13 protein-coding genes are annotated in these 14,276 nt (G+C 44.2%); 2 read left to right on the top strand and 11 right to left on the bottom strand.

The annotated features are described in order from the left end of the window. Positions 1 to 43: 43 nt before the first annotated feature. The 3 genes from GVO62_RS02380 to GVO62_RS02370 all read right to left on the bottom strand — a co-directional run bounded on the left by GVO62_RS02380 (position 44) and on the right by GVO62_RS02370 (position 3,847). On the bottom strand, positions 44 to 1,297 hold the full coding sequence (locus GVO62_RS02380) for a nidogen-like domain-containing protein (RefSeq protein ID WP_159117579.1): 1,254 nt from the start codon (positions 1,295 to 1,297) through the stop codon (positions 44 to 46). Between the two features lie 173 nt (positions 1,298 to 1,470). Next, complete coding sequence (locus GVO62_RS02375; RefSeq protein ID WP_373995999.1) at positions 1,471 to 2,979, bottom strand: S10 family peptidase; 1,509 nt, start codon at positions 2,977 to 2,979, stop codon at positions 1,471 to 1,473. A gap of 271 nt (positions 2,980 to 3,250) precedes the next feature. Beyond that, positions 3,251 to 3,847 (bottom strand): acyl carrier protein phosphodiesterase, encoded by a 597-nt coding sequence (locus GVO62_RS02370; RefSeq protein WP_159117577.1) that lies wholly within the window; start codon positions 3,845 to 3,847, stop codon positions 3,251 to 3,253. A 165-nt stretch (positions 3,848 to 4,012) separates the two neighbouring features. On the opposite strand from GVO62_RS02370, the gene miaE reads away from it, so the two are divergent. Both miaE and GVO62_RS02360 read left to right on the top strand, forming a co-directional pair. Then, positions 4,013 to 4,795, top strand: a complete 783-nt coding sequence (gene miaE, locus GVO62_RS02365) for a tRNA isopentenyl-2-thiomethyl-A-37 hydroxylase MiaE (RefSeq protein ID WP_159117576.1) — start codon at positions 4,013 to 4,015, stop codon at positions 4,793 to 4,795. Positions 4,796 to 5,002: 207 nt separating this feature from the next. Beyond that, the gene (locus GVO62_RS02360) at positions 5,003 to 5,602 is read left to right on the top strand and encodes a Yip1 family protein (RefSeq protein ID WP_105929391.1); all 600 of its coding nucleotides are present in this window, start codon (positions 5,003 to 5,005) and stop codon (positions 5,600 to 5,602) included. An 88-nt stretch (positions 5,603 to 5,690) separates the two neighbouring features. Here the strand turns inward: GVO62_RS02360 and purF are convergent, their stop codons facing one another. The 8 genes from purF to GVO62_RS02320 all read right to left on the bottom strand — a co-directional run. Beyond that, entirely contained in the window at positions 5,691 to 7,214 is a 1,524-nt protein-coding gene (gene purF / locus GVO62_RS02355) for an amidophosphoribosyltransferase (protein WP_120958931.1), read from the bottom strand. A 14-nt stretch (positions 7,215 to 7,228) separates the two neighbouring features. Then, the gene (locus GVO62_RS02350) at positions 7,229 to 7,717 is read right to left on the bottom strand and encodes a CvpA family protein (protein WP_159117575.1); all 489 of its coding nucleotides are present in this window, start codon (positions 7,715 to 7,717) and stop codon (positions 7,229 to 7,231) included. A gap of 130 nt (positions 7,718 to 7,847) precedes the next feature. Continuing rightward, complete coding sequence (locus GVO62_RS02345; protein ID WP_159117574.1) at positions 7,848 to 8,462, bottom strand: SPOR domain-containing protein; 615 nt, start codon at positions 8,460 to 8,462, stop codon at positions 7,848 to 7,850. A 45-nt stretch (positions 8,463 to 8,507) separates the two neighbouring features. Then, positions 8,508 to 9,839, bottom strand: a complete 1,332-nt coding sequence (folC, locus tag GVO62_RS02340) for a bifunctional tetrahydrofolate synthase/dihydrofolate synthase (RefSeq protein WP_159117573.1) — start codon at positions 9,837 to 9,839, stop codon at positions 8,508 to 8,510. Then, on the bottom strand, positions 9,839 to 10,684 hold the full coding sequence (gene accD, locus GVO62_RS02335) for an acetyl-CoA carboxylase, carboxyltransferase subunit beta (RefSeq protein ID WP_159117572.1): 846 nt from the start codon (positions 10,682 to 10,684) through the stop codon (positions 9,839 to 9,841). The genes folC and accD overlap by 1 nt, the downstream gene beginning before the upstream one ends. A 295-nt stretch (positions 10,685 to 10,979) precedes the next feature. Beyond that, positions 10,980 to 11,780, bottom strand: a complete 801-nt coding sequence (locus GVO62_RS02330; protein WP_159117571.1) for a substrate-binding periplasmic protein — start codon at positions 11,778 to 11,780, stop codon at positions 10,980 to 10,982. Between the two features lie 169 nt (positions 11,781 to 11,949). After that, positions 11,950 to 12,738: a tRNA pseudouridine(38-40) synthase TruA gene (gene truA / locus GVO62_RS02325; protein ID WP_159117570.1), complete on the bottom strand. Its 789-nt coding sequence runs from the start codon at positions 12,736 to 12,738 to the stop codon at positions 11,950 to 11,952. 179 nt (positions 12,739 to 12,917) lie between these two features. After that, on the bottom strand, positions 12,918 to 14,276 hold a 1,359-nt coding region (locus GVO62_RS02320; RefSeq protein ID WP_308469230.1), incomplete at its 5' end, for a FimV/HubP family polar landmark protein.

Raw genomic sequence — 14,276 nt, 5'->3', positions numbered from 1 at the left:
CAAAAATGGGGAGCTTATGCTCCCCCTATCTTATTTATTACTGCTACTTACGTTTTCTCATAAGGAAAGTGCTAAATAGCGCTCCTAGCATAAGAAACAAAATGCTGGGCGCAGGAACCTGGGTTGGATCAGGTACGAATACAGTAACCGCATTTTGGTTCATATTAATAACACCAGAGCCATCGAACGTTAAACCAGTCACAAACGCATCAGGCGTTGGTTCAAGCATATTCGAAACATCAATTCCCATTATTCTGAAGCGGTCTACGGGTGAAGTGAAGTCGTACTCTACACCTCCTGTAATATCTGTACCTGTATCTAGCCAATCCATAAGGCCATTATCCCAAAGGAATAAGTCAAACATGTTGTCATCATAACCTTCTGGCAAAAGGACTGACGCGATATTTGGGCCACTATTTACGATATAGTCATAGCCTACGGCTACATCTGGGTCGATGAAAACAAGCTCGTCTGGATCATCGATAGAAAATTCAAATTCATAGTCCGTCGGTGTTTCTGGATTAACAATTGGTAGAATCGGATTTTCTGGATTATTACCCGGTAGCACGCCGTCGCGAATAGCAAATTTCCAAATACCTGGCGTGCCCGTATTGCTATTACTTTCGTCTATATCAGCAATAGCGGCAGTTCGAGAACCAGGTACGGTAAAGAAGTTTTCCCCATCGCCGGCGTCATATCCCGCCTGAGCAGGAGTACCATTTGATGCACTGCCTGAAGTCCAGCCGATATCTTCATATCTAAACTCAACGTCAAAATTACCTGCGCCCGTGTCTTCCCTGTCAATCAACACTAACTGAAACGTGTTGGTAGGGTTACTATTTTGGTCGTAATAGCCAACATCATTCCATGTCACTACTAGCGTGTCTTCGTTCGGCGAGCCAATAAATACCCCACCGCAATCGCCACATCGAGTGTCAACGTCCCCCCAAAAGGGCGCTATCATAGGCTGACTAGAGTTTGGAAACGGTACAGGCGTATAGCTACTTACGGTGCCATTAAACGTAATATTACCGTTGTTGTTAATGAAGAATCGATCGTATGAAGTACCAAAGAAATTTACGCCGCTATCAAAACCGAGCGCTTCGTAAGAGTTAAATACGATAGGGCCCGAAGAACTATCATCGTTACTATTCATCGCTAGGTTACCAAATCCGCTTTCTGTAGAGCCTTCCCAACCGGAGAGGAGTACAGAAGCATTGGCAGTGGTACTTGAGATAGAAAATGCTAGCGCAGCACTTGCAAGCAGAGATAGTTTAAAACGCGAAGGTTTACTCACGGGTACGTCCTTGTAATTATTGTTAATGAAATTTTTTATATGTCAGTAAAACGTTAGCAAACTCCAGGCCAAATGGTTTTACCTATAATAATCAATAACATAAACCAACTTCAATTCATAAAACAAATCATATGTAAAAGAAACTGACATCCTTGTCCTGCCTTTTAGTTGTGCTATCTCTTGTATTCAGCAGGCGCACCTTTGCCTGGTGTGCTAGCTTGAATAAACTCACGTAAGTCTTGGTTTGACTGTTTTAAGTCATCGCGACGCAGGTACATCATATGTCCGCTGCGATACCCTTTAAAGCTTAGGCGGTCTTTTAGGTTGCCACTTTGATCAAGTTGCCACATGGTGTATTTGGCGTCAAAGTAGTTAGTTGCGCCATCGTAGTATCCAGCTTGAATCATCACATTCAGATACGGATTTTGCGCCATTGCCAAACGCAAGTTCTCTCCTGTTTGGTTATTGCTTCTATCCCAAGGATGCACGTTGCCAAACATATTATATTTAATATCGGTTTTGTAATTTAACTCTTCGCGCAGGTAGTAATTAATGGCAGGCGTGAATGAATGCAACCATGATGTTAACTCTGCCCAATAATCAGGGCGATCACCAGTTTGCTTCGCGTCTATACCTAAATAACGGCTATCCAACCGGCCTAAGGTCTTCCCTTCATCTCGCAATAAATCTTTCCAGAAAAAAGCTGTGCTTACGTCTAAGTTGTTTTGAGCAATTGACGTTTCACTTAACCCTGAGTAACGCGCCATTTGTTTAAGCACATCACGCTTTTCCGCTTCGCCGATGAAGCCGCCTTTAGCCAACGCAGGAATGAGTTTATTGATGGTAAAGTCTTCGACTTCAGGAAGTAATTCAGTAAGATCTTTGTTCTGAAGTTCGGACTCAAGTTTATTGTGATACCACGCTGCAGCCGCAAAATATGGCAAGCGGTTAGCGGCTTTTACAGGCCCATTGCGCTCAATACCGATGTCGGTTGGCGACACCAAAACAACGCCGTTTAAATACATCCATTGTCTATTTTGAAGCTCCAGAGCAAGACCTGAAACACGCGTAGTACCGTAACTTTCACCAATTAAATATTTAGGAGAGCGCCAGCGATTATTGCGCGTTACAAAGGTATTCACCCACTCCGCTAAATAGCTGATATCGGCGTTAACGCCAAAGAACATTTTTTGTTGTTCGTCTTGCGACGGCATACTGCCATCGGCTTTGGGTAGTACACGGCTGTACCCTGTGTTTACCGGGTTTACAAATACGATGTCTGCCACATCTAAAATAGAATAAGGGTTAGTTTGAACACCATAGGGCTGAACAGGATAACCCTCATCGTCAATATTAAGAATACGAGGGCCAGTGTACGCTACGTGCATCCATACTGAGGCAGATCCAGGGCCACCATTAAAGGAAATAATAAGCGGGCGCTCCGTATTCTCTTTAACGTCAGTTCGCTGATAGTACGTGTAGAATAAGGTAGCAACCGCTTCGTCTTTACTATTCCATACGGGTTGCGTACCTGTAGTAGCACTGTATTTCACGCGCTTGCCAAGAATTTTAGTTTCGTGTTCTGTCACTACACTGCTATCAATTTTCATAGCGCGAGCGTGTGCTGAGGGGCTTCTCTCATCTTCAGAAGCACTCGCGTTCAAAGTTACAAAAGCAAGCATAGCGGCCATTAGCCAGGGCAGCGCTTTATGTTTGTTATCATCGTGGCGAAATGACACAAGTGATGTTACTAGGTTTAAGGCTTGTTTATTCATCATTACTCTTGTCTTTGTGTGTCGTTAGTTTTATCGTTTTAGTATTCTTAGAGCCTGCCAACCTGTAACTTATACAGATGAGCAACACACCCTAGTCAGACTATAGCGCTGTTTGTACGACAGCTTAGCAATCAACGACAAAACCACCAATTTCTTCGATACATTTCTGTAACACGGGCTACGTTTTATCAATATTTTCAGGTCCGTTATCGTTTATATGTGCAATGAGGTCTGGGAAAAACGCTAAAAACCTCGCCTCTATTTCCTGTTGGTGTTTGCCTATATCGTCTACAGCATTATGGAAAGTATTGGGAAAACGAATGCGTTTGGCGACAACAGAAATCGCTTTGGCAATGCCTTCTTCTCCAGCATAATCCTCAAACCAATCATGGGTTATCATATGCCCTACACTGTGCTGCATCGTTCTTGGCATGGTAGGCAACCGCTGTTCTAACAAAGCGAAGCTTTGCTCGCGAAAATCATCGAAACATTGGGTTGAAAATTTTGTCCAGTGTTTAATGAGTAGATGGTCGAAATAGATATCCAATGCTACAGGGGCAAAGCGCCGGCGACTTTTATCGAATAGCACCTTTGCAGCTAAAACGCTCTCGTGACTATCGGTGAATCGATCAACTTCGTAGTGATTTTTAAGGCCTAGCTGAACTGCGTTTCCAAATCTGTTGATATCCACGCCTCGCCTAAAATCTCCCAATAAGTTACCAAAATGAGAATCTGCGGTTGGTCGTGCCAGGAAAAGGTGAGCTAGGTAGTTCATTTTGTAATTTAAGGGCCTCTTTTTTAAGTTGTAAGGGCTTGTAGGTATCAAGTAAAATCACGCTTCGATCAGAAACGTTGAATGTGGGCTCGCCGAAACGTAGGTTGCCAGATGCCAAATTCAAATGTTACTGAAACATCGTAGCACTTAAAATTGAGTTTCAACATGTCTGTAATTTCCACCTCTGAAGTCACCTCACTACTTACTCCAGTTAACGCTTTTTTGCACTGCGAAACCCCACAGTCGTGGATAGACGAAGCCCAAAAAGAAGAAAACCTTCGCGTCATCCTTACCGATCACTTGATTTGCGAATTGAAAGCGGCTCAGTCAGCCATGTACTTGCTTCGCCGCTACGTTGCTGATGAGGAAACAAGTAAAGTGCTTTTAGGCTGGTTAAAACCCTATGAGGACTTCACGTATAGACATGAAGGCGATTGGCAGTCGCTTAACACTAAGCACCTTTCAAAAAGCGTTTTTGACGTTAAAGGGCTTGAGCCTTTCAAAAAAGATATGCTAGATAAAATGGTGATGCTAATAAAAGAAGAGCTACATCATTTTTATCAAGTGCTAGAGATTATGCACGAACTGGGCTTTGAATATAAATCGGTAACGTCTAGTCGTTACGCCAATGGCTTACTACGTCACGTACGCACCTACGAACCTGAAAAGCTTGTCGACAAGCTTATTTGTGGCGCCTATATTGAAGCCCGTTCTTGCGAACGCTTTGCGAAGCTCGCTCCCTTTGTGTCTGAAGATTTAGGCAAGTTTTACGTTTCATTATTACGCTCTGAAGCCAGACACTTTGAGGATTACCTCACGCTTGCTGGACAAATATCCGACACGGATATCACTGAACGTGTAGCTCACTTCGGTCACGTTGAAAAATCGTTGATAGAAAGTGACGACAAAGAGCTTCGTTTCCACTCTGGGGCGCCGAATATCAACTAGCCATTTAGAGGTGCTCATAAATTAAACTATTTATATTGACGCCTCTGACTTTCTGCTGCACACTGAATTTGTAAACGTATTGTTAATGGCAGTTCTTTAGCGCTTGCCGCTGTGTCCGAGTTTATTTGTATTCTCGGCTAATTCGTGTGTTTTTACTGCCTCACAACAATCTTCTAATAATAATGTTGGTGAACAAGGCAGGACCTTATGATTTTAAATCACTTAATTGGTATTTACACTCATCCAAGAGAAGAGTGGCAAACCATTGATACCAAGCACGAAACCTATTTTTACGCGCTTACTCATATTGCATTTATAGCACTCATTCCCTCACTTGTAGCTTACTACTCCAGTGCCCACACCGGCTGGAGTATTGGTGCAGGTGACATCATACGACTTAGCGAAAATACCGCCATTATGATGGGCATAGGCATGTATTTTGGCTTGATAGCCGGAGTAGTAGCATTAGCGGTACTTATTCATGAACTCGCTAAAGCTTTCGATGCTACGCCAACGTACACGCAATCGTTAGAGTTAGCAGCCTATACAGCTACACCGCTGTTTATGGTGGGTTTTGCGGGTCTATATCCTGAGCTATGGGTAGTGATGACAGCTTTGTTGGTCGGCATAAGCTACTCGGTATACCTACTTTACTCTGGCGTTCCAATTTTAATGCACATGCCGGAAGATAAAGGCTTTATTTATTCAAGTTCAGTGGTGACATGCGGTCTGGTGTTACTGGTTATCCTAATGACAGGTTCTGTATTGGTATGGGGGCTTACTGGTGGACCGGTATTCGTTCACTAGCGTCTTCTTAAAAGATTAAACCATTTAAAAAGCCGCTTCTAAAAGCGGCTTTTTTGTGAACACTGCTTATCTAAAAGCTAATGCAATACTAATCAGCGGCATCCATGTTGTGCACATCAAGATTACTTAGCTCCGCCTGTACAACCGGCGCTTTTCTCGATTGTTCACCGCGAGACAAGTCGATACGTTCAAGATACGCTTGATCGATATCTGCAGTAATATAATTTCCATCAAAAACAGACGTTTCAAAACGCTGAATGGTTTCGTTCTCTTCGCGAACTGCATCTACTAAATCAGAGATATCTTGGAAGATAAGGCCATCTGCTTGAATAAGCTCTGCTATTTGGTCGATTTCACGGCCATAAGCAATAAGCTCATTAGCCGATGGCATATCGATACCGTAAACATTCGGGAAGCGAATTTCCGGCGCGGCTGACGCAAAGTACACTTTCTTCGCGCCTGACTCACGAGCCATTTCGATAATTTGACCTGATGTAGTACCACGTACGATTGAGTCATCAACAAGTAATACGCTCTTGCCTCTGAATTCAGATGAAATTGCATTTAGCTTGCGGCGTACTGACTTTTTACGCATGGTTTGGCCGGGCATAATAAAGGTACGGCCAATGTAGCGGTTCTTTACAAAACCTTGTCTGTATGGCAATTCAAGGGTGTTGGCTATTTGAAGCGCTACGTCCATCGATGTTTCAGGAATAGGAATAACCACGTCGATATCCAGGTCTGCCCATTCCCGTTTGATTTTTTCACCCAGTTTACGGCCCATGTTTACGCGCGACGCGTACACTGAAATACCGTCGATAAAACTGTCGGGGCGAGCGAAATAAACAAACTCGAATATGCACGGCGAAGTTACCGGGTTTTCAGCACATTGTCTGGTGTGAAGCTGACCTTCTTCAGTAATAAATACCGCTTCACCTGGCATAACATCACGAACAAACTGAAAGCCTACCGCATCAAGCGCTACGCTTTCGGAGGCTACCATCCATTCTTCGCCTAGCTCGCTCATACGCTTACCTAGCGCTAGAGGGCGAATACCGTGAGGGTCACGAAACGCAACGATACCTTGGCCAATAATGGCTGCTACTACTGCATAGGCACCACGAATTTTTTTGTGAACCTTCGTTACGACTTCAAAAATATGTTCAGCACTTACACTTAAACCCGCAACTTGCTGCAGTTCATGAGCAAGAATGTTAAGGAGTAATTCAGAGTCTGAGGTAGTATTAATGTGACGGCGAGCAATGCGGAATACTTCTTCTTGCAACTCGTGGGCATTAGTTAGGTTGCCGTTATGAGCAAAGGCAATACCAAACGGTGAGTTCACATAGAATGGTTGTGCTTCTGCCGAGCTAGACGTCCCAGCCGTTGGATAACGCACGTGACCGATACCCATATTGCCTGACAATCTTTTCATATGGCGTGTATGGAAAACATCTCGAACCAAGCCATTTGCTTTGCGCAAATTAAACATATTTTGGTCGATAGTCATTATGCCTGCGGCATCTTGTCCTCGGTGCTGAATAACCGTCAGACCGTCGTACAGCGACTGAGCTACGGGCGTTTTACCAACTATTCCGACTATACCACACATGTGCGTTACCTATTTCAAGCGGGATTTAAGAAACTGGAGGAGTCTTTCACATAGCTGAAAAACCACTCAATGATGACACCAAACTCGGGAATGAGTACCGACGCTTGCCACCATGCTGCTGAGGCTGCGCGAGTAAAGGTATCCATAAAAAAGAGCAATGCGCTAACTATCAAAACGCCACGCAATGCACCAAAAACTATGCCTAAGACACGATCGGTTCCTGACAGCCCCGTGGCTTGTACCAACTGGCTGATTACGTAATTTATCATGCCGCCGAGGATAAGCGTTGCGACAAAGAGCGCGGCAATAGCTGCGCCATTTTTTAAATAGGGGTCGTCAATGGCTGTAAAATAAATGGCGAGGTCTGCGTAGAAATTGCTTGAAATAAAGAGTGCAGCAAACCATACCACTAACGAGATGGCTTCTTTAACAAACCCTCTGATTAGGCTTATTAAGGTAGATACCGCAATGATACCCAGTATGGAAAAGTCTACCCAGTTCATCGTCTCTTTATTGCGTTGATGTTGCTTTTTGTGATGAAGCAACGAGCCTTTGGCGAGATGGCGCGCATTCTAACAGAAGATAGAAATATTACTAGTCTGTAATACGAATCAATAAAGGTAAGAATACGCGCTACTCTACTTTGAACGTTGTAACTTTGCCTTTAAGGCTCGTGAGCTCTTTTAGATGAGGTAGTGCCGACTCTAGCTTGTTTTTATCTAGATCAGGACCAACAAAAACTTTATTAAGCGGCCCAGAGCTAGTCTGAATTTTACGGCTAAAGGCCCTGTAGCCTGCCCTTTCGAGTTTGGCTAACAGCGCTTTAACATTTTTCTCGTGACGAAAGCTTCCCAGCTGAATAACCCAACCCGCATCGTCATCTGCCGCCGCGCCTTTGTTATCAATCACAGTTTGGCTGGCGAGGTTATCCTGCTCTTCGAAAACTTTTTCTTTTGGCGCCTGAGTAACACTGGCACCTGAATCCTCATCACGTGACGACACCATAGGCTCATCGTCTATGGCGGTTTCATCTTCTATTTCAACCGCAGGAACTGCCGCTTTTGCCACTCGTTCCGATGGAAATGGCTCGGGCTCTACAATAGGCTTCTTTGGTGGATTAGCGGGTACAGAAACAAATGGTTCTCTGTTAGTTTGCTTTTTGCCATCAAGAAAGTCTGGTAAAAAAATGACCGCTAGGGCAACGACAATGATCGTACCCACAAGTCTATTCTTTAATGCCGATGTCACTGTGCTCTCCTGCTTGAATACACGTTTTTCTCTACAATGCGCGTGTTAGTTATGCTCAGCAAGCACGTCTGCTACGGTAACGAAAGAACCAAAAACGAGAATAAGTTCGCCAGTTTGATAATCTGCAAGCGCGCGCTGATATGCCGAGGTTACGTTTTTAAACGTCTTTATATTCTCTATGGTTGTACCAGCATTAACAAGTGCATTTTCAAGTACTTCTGCACTGCAGCCTCGAGGGCCGCTTGTTGACGACACATACCAATCAGCATTAAGCGCAGAGAGTGGCGCTAAAGTTTCTGCAATTGACTTATCTTTAAGCATGCCCACGACGATACGCATTTTGCTTACATCATAACGATTTAGCCAATTCTGCATGGCCGTCGTTGCCTGCGGATTGTGAGCAACATCCACCACAACGAGAGGCGACTCACTGATCGTTTGCTGACGTCCTGGCATCGTGGTATTTTCAATAATGTTTCTTACCACACTTTCTTCGGGTAGCAAGTCTAGCAATTCTAGCGCAGCCAACGCTGTACTCGCATTTTGAAGTGGAATTTTAGGATAAGGTAGCGAGGCGAAGCTACTGCTCTTTCCTTTCCAACTCCACTCACTGTAATCACTTGCCACTTCCGTTACAAAGTCTTGTGTTGCCCAGCGTACGTTCGCTTGCAATTCATTAGCCACATCATAAAGCGACGATGGAGGGAACAGTTCACCCACTACTGCACTGCCGTTTTTGCGCATAATGCCCGCTTTTTCGCGAGCGATTTTTTCCCGGGTATTGCCAAGCCAATCCTGATGGTCAAGGTCGATTGTGGTAATAACGGCGAGATTGGGATCAATAATGTTAGTGGCGTCCAAACGCCCACCTAAGCCAACTTCAAGAATCACCACATCTACAGCCCATAACTGCATCATTTTCATTGCAGCCAGCGTACCGAACTCAAAGTACGTCAAGGTGATAGGCTCACCACCCGTGTCCTTTCGTGCGTTTTCAACAAACTCAAAAGCATCTACAAATTCATTGGCAGGCGGTAACTCGCCGTTGTAACGCACCCGTTCACGGTAATCGATTAAATGTGGTGAGCTGTACACTGCAACACTTTTGCCTTGCGATAGCATGGCTTGCTCAAGCAAGCGACACGTGGTGCCTTTACCATTTGTGCCTGCTACGGTAATAACCAGCGATTGGCTAAGCGATAGTGCCATGGCATTGGCAACCGCTTTCACTCTGTCTAGCCCCATATCGATGGCGCTAGGATGAATTGATTCTAGGTAGGATAGCCACTGGCTCAAGCTTTTTTGCGAAGTTGAAGACACAGAAGTGTCTTGTTCGTTTTCCGCTGAGCCAGTATTTAAATTGTTTTCGTTATTCACTAATTTTTATGATGCAACTTAACCAACAGGCTGTGTAATCTATCACGCATATCTCTGCGGTCAACAATCATATCAATTGCGCCTTTCTCAACAAGGAATTCACTGCGCTGGAAACCCTCAGGCAGCTTTTCTCTTACTGTTTGTTCGATAACACGAGGACCCGCAAAACCGATAAGCGCTTTCGGCTCTGCCACATTCACGTCACCAAGCATTGCCAGACTTGCTGATACACCACCCATCGTAGGGTCGGTAAGCACACTGATGTAAGGCAGGCCTTTTTTGCTCATTTTAGCCAGAGCTGCAGATGTTTTAGCCATTTGCATCAACGACATAAGCGCTTCTTGCATACGCGCTCCGCCACTTGCACTGAAACAAATGAGTGGCATGTCGTTTTCTAAGCATGCATTAACAGCCGCAACAAAACGTGCACCTACCACCGATGCCATTGAACCGCCCATAAACGCAAACTCAAAACAAGCGACGACCACAGGCATGCCTTTCAGCTTCCCCTGCATTACCACTAAAGCATCTTTCTCGTTTGTCGCCTTTTGTGCAGCAACGATACGGTCTTTATAGCGCTTAGAGTCTTTAAACTTTAGTACGTCTTGAGGTTCATGCTCGGCACCCAATTCTACGCGATCGCCATCGTCTAAAAACGCATCAATACGACGGCGTGCCGTAATACGCATATGATGATCACACTTAGGGCAAACTTCCTGAAGTTTTTCCAGTTCGCTTTTGTACAACACAGCTTGGCAAGAACCACATTTTGTCCAAATACCTTCAGGTACATTACCTTTGTGTGATGTTTGCGTGCGCGGGAGAATTTTTTGAATCCAGCTCATGGAAATTGAATCCTTTGTTTTTGTTTGCCGACCATGACGATTAATATTTGTTCATACTTGAGGCCAACAACACATTAAATTTTTAAGTTCCATGCTGTATTACAAAGAAAAAATACGTAATACAACAGAACAGCTACCTAATATAGCGCGCTATTAGACCACAATACAACGAAATGGAAAAAACAAAACTGGTCTTAGAAGTTGGCGGTCGGGATTAGTGACGCTTACCTCTGTTATTCCTGCATTTAAATTAGTATATAAAGGTATCAGTATGTACTGGCTTAAATAGACGTCTCTAGCATTTAGCCTTTGGAAACTGGTTAACACCTGAATGACGCTCAAAAGATAGTTGCCTTTGGCCGCTTTCAACAAAATGCTTAAGTGCGATATCGATTTTATCTTTAAGAGAAGTGAAACCAGAACGAATAACGAACACTAAACTCACCCGACTAATAACATTAGGCGACTGATAAAACTCTGTAGAACAGAACTTCGGGTCAAACATGACTGAACGGGCATTGTGTTCATTCATTATCGCAAAGTCACAGCGTCCTCTCGACAGCATCATAGCCATTGTAGATTGGCTACTTGAGTCAACCCTATCAATATTATTTTCTTCCCTATCAAAATACGGTGTTAAGGCAGGATAAACAAAACCGTATCGTGTACAGATACTCGAGGATACGTTCTCCTCTGGAACAAATGGTCCTTCGAAATTTGTAGTGGAGTAGATATAACTTTCATGCTTAATCAACTCTTCGCTAAAGAGAAAGCTGCTCGGTTTACTTATCCAACTTTCGGAAGATAAAAACAAGTCTACGGACGACGACTTTAATAAATCTTCACTTCTAGCGCGATTTGAATCTAAATAGACGACGCGAAACTGACTTGATAGTTCATCAGCATTAAAAAAATCGACAACGACGCCTTGGTAGCTCTTTGCGCTCTCATCATAGTACAAATAAGGAGCTGAGCCGGGTGTGTTAACGGCAAAACGCACGCTAGGGATATGACCTTGTGTATTAGCACGGCAGTAAAATGTCGTTAGACACAGTAACGAGCAAAGTAGTGTTAAGCTGAAGTGAAAAATAGGCACATTACCTCCTTGTATATTTATCGACAGCGCATTATGAACGAACCACTAAAATCACGATTATACGTCGGTTTACTTCACCATCCTTACTCCCCTGCAGAACACTAAAAAAAGCATAATGCTTAAAACCCTTGGGGTAGCTTCACACAATCTATTAGCGTGCTAAATCATGTCAATTTGGCAAAAACAAAGGTCCTAAAGGCCCTTTGGGCAAGTCATGCTCCTCAGGATAAGTTACGTCAACCAAATACAAACCGTTTGGCTTAGCCGTTGCAGCTGATTTACTTCTGTCTTTTAGACTTAGCAAGTGTGCAATCCAATTAACATCTTGCTCCCCTGCACCAATTTCAACAAGCGCACCGGTAATGTTGCGAACCATGTGGTGTAAGAACGCGTTTGCCCGAATATCAATAATGACATAGCGGCCTTGTCGGCTCACGCTCACATCGGTAACGTTTCGAAATGGCGTTTTACTCTGGCATAGCGCTGCGCGAAATGAGGTAAAATCTTGCTCTCCCAATAACGCCTGTGCAGCAAGGTGCATTTTCTTTTCGTCTAGCTCACGATGAATGTGCGTAACACCTGAGTGCAAAATAGCGGGACGCATTTTTGCGTTGTGAATGACGTAACGATAGCGACGATGAGTAGCAGAAAAACGCGCGTGAAAGTCATCACTGACGTTCTTCGCCCAGGTAACAGCTACAGAATTAGGTAGGTTCGCATTTACACCGAGCGTCCATGCGCGTTCGGAGCGAGGAGCATCACAATCGAAGTGAACCACCTGCCCTGTGGCATGCACACCTGCATCGGTTCGCCCGGCACATTGCACCTCAATGGGTTGATTGGCCACTGTCGACAGTGCCTTTTCGAGATGTTCTTGAACACTGGGAACTTCGCGCTGGCGTTGCCAGCCGTAAACTGCCGCACCATCGTATTCAATCCCTAAGGCAATTCGCCCCATTTACATTACCCCTTCGCTAAAAAGGCGCTAAGTTTAGTCATCCTGTGGGCAACATGCAATGCCACATATGCGTAAAAAACACTAACGGAATGACCCGTTACCGCGCAGTAACTTAAACAAAAACAGCCTGCGTTAAAAAGGCAGGCTGTTTATTTATTTCAAAAAGTAACGCTCAAACGCTAAACGATTTTTGCTAGTATTGACTCAGCTTCCTGCTTTTGTTCTTCGCTACCTTCATTCATTACTTCTTCTAGCAACTCTCTTGCTGCCTCTGCATCATCCATTTCAATGTAAGCACGAGCTAAATCAAGGTTTGCGTTTTGGCCTGCATCTTTATCGATATCTATAACCGTATCGTCATCAGAAACGCCGGTAAAATCAGATAAACTCACGTCAAGATCAAGCGCCTGACTGTCAGGATCAATAGCATTTGCATCGTCACCGTCATCTAAGAGCGATTCTACATCGAGGAAATCTTGTGACGCAGAGCTCGTCTCTCCTTCATCATCTGACTCTATGTCGCTCAACAATGCAGCAAGGTCAAGGTCAGGATTATCTAGCTTAAGTTCATCACCGTTATCGTCAGCTGCAGGGTCGTCTACTACTGGCTCACTTTCCTCAATCTCTGATGGCGTGGCTATGTCTAGATCATCTGGAATCTCAAGCTCGTCTAACTCCTCTGCCCCTTCATCCTCATCTAACTCAAAGAGCTCGCTGTCATCACTTTGCTCAAGTTCGAACGTTTCGTCATCTTGTTCGAGCTCAAGTCTCGCATCAGCATCCTCGTCTTGCTCAAGTTCGAACGTTTCGTCTTCACCGTCGTCTTGTTCAAGATTAGCGGTTTCTTCTACTTCATCACTAGAGGCATTCGCTTCAACGCTAGTTTCTTTCAGAGAATCATGGTTATCTTCTGCATCACTTACTAGTTCGCTAGAATCCATCACATCGTCAGACTCTAGGCTTTGAAGTAACTCATCGAATTCCGCACTGTCTAAATCGTCAAGAATTTCGTTGTCGTCAACAGTGTCATCATCAGAAGCAGAGAGCCAATCATCAAGTCCGGGGACATCGTCTAATTCTTCAAAATCTTTATTGGCACTTTTTTGAGAACTATCTTCTTCCGATAGCGCCTCATTTTCAGAAGACGTTTCTTCTTCGTTATCTTCACTGTCAATAACGCCATCAATTTCTTGTTCTAACTCGAAGCTTTCGATTTCGTCGAAAGCGTCATTCAGAAGACTGTCGTCATATTCATCATCGCTACTCGATTCTTCACTAGATAGAGACTCTTCAGACCCCATTGAAGTGTTTTCATCCGTCGAATCTGTATTCTCTTTTAATGCTTCTTCTGCTTGAAGTTCTTCATCCACACCCATTTGACTAAACGATGGAATATCATCCATCATTTGCTTTTCAAACGCTTCAATAGCGTCATCAAGGGGGTCTTCAGAAGTTAAAGCACTTTCGTTTGCCTCAGCGTTAGCGTCACTATCGTTTTCGTCTTCATCGGCAGGCGCTATTTCTGATTCTGCATCGGA

The sequence above is a fragment of the Alteromonas sp. KUL150 genome, from assembly GCF_009811475.1.
GTDB classification, from domain to species: domain Bacteria; phylum Pseudomonadota; class Gammaproteobacteria; order Enterobacterales; family Alteromonadaceae; genus Alteromonas; species Alteromonas gracilis.
The sequence above is the reverse complement of the archived record's forward strand: the minus strand, read 5'-3'. Positions and strand labels throughout refer to the sequence as shown.

Excerpts from the sequence above, each read along its gene's own strand:
- GVO62_RS02375 (WP_373995999.1), bottom strand. The coding sequence starts at position 2,979 with ATGCTTGCTTTTGTAACTTTGAACGCGAGTGCTTCTGAAGATGAGAGA.
- GVO62_RS02370 (WP_159117577.1), bottom strand. The coding sequence starts at position 3,847 with ATGAACTACCTAGCTCACCTTTTCCTGGCACGACCAACCGCAGATTCT.
- miaE (WP_159117576.1), top strand. The coding sequence starts at position 4,013 with ATGTCTGTAATTTCCACCTCTGAAGTCACCTCACTACTTACTCCAGTT.
- GVO62_RS02360 (WP_105929391.1), top strand. The coding sequence starts at position 5,003 with ATGATTTTAAATCACTTAATTGGTATTTACACTCATCCAAGAGAAGAG.
- purF (WP_120958931.1), bottom strand. The coding sequence starts at position 7,214 with ATGTGTGGTATAGTCGGAATAGTTGGTAAAACGCCCGTAGCTCAGTCG.
- GVO62_RS02350 (WP_159117575.1), bottom strand. The coding sequence starts at position 7,717 with ATGAACTGGGTAGACTTTTCCATACTGGGTATCATTGCGGTATCTACC.
- accD (WP_159117572.1), bottom strand. The coding sequence starts at position 10,684 with ATGAGCTGGATTCAAAAAATTCTCCCGCGCACGCAAACATCACACAAA.
- truA (WP_159117570.1), bottom strand. The coding sequence starts at position 12,738 with ATGGGGCGAATTGCCTTAGGGATTGAATACGATGGTGCGGCAGTTTAC.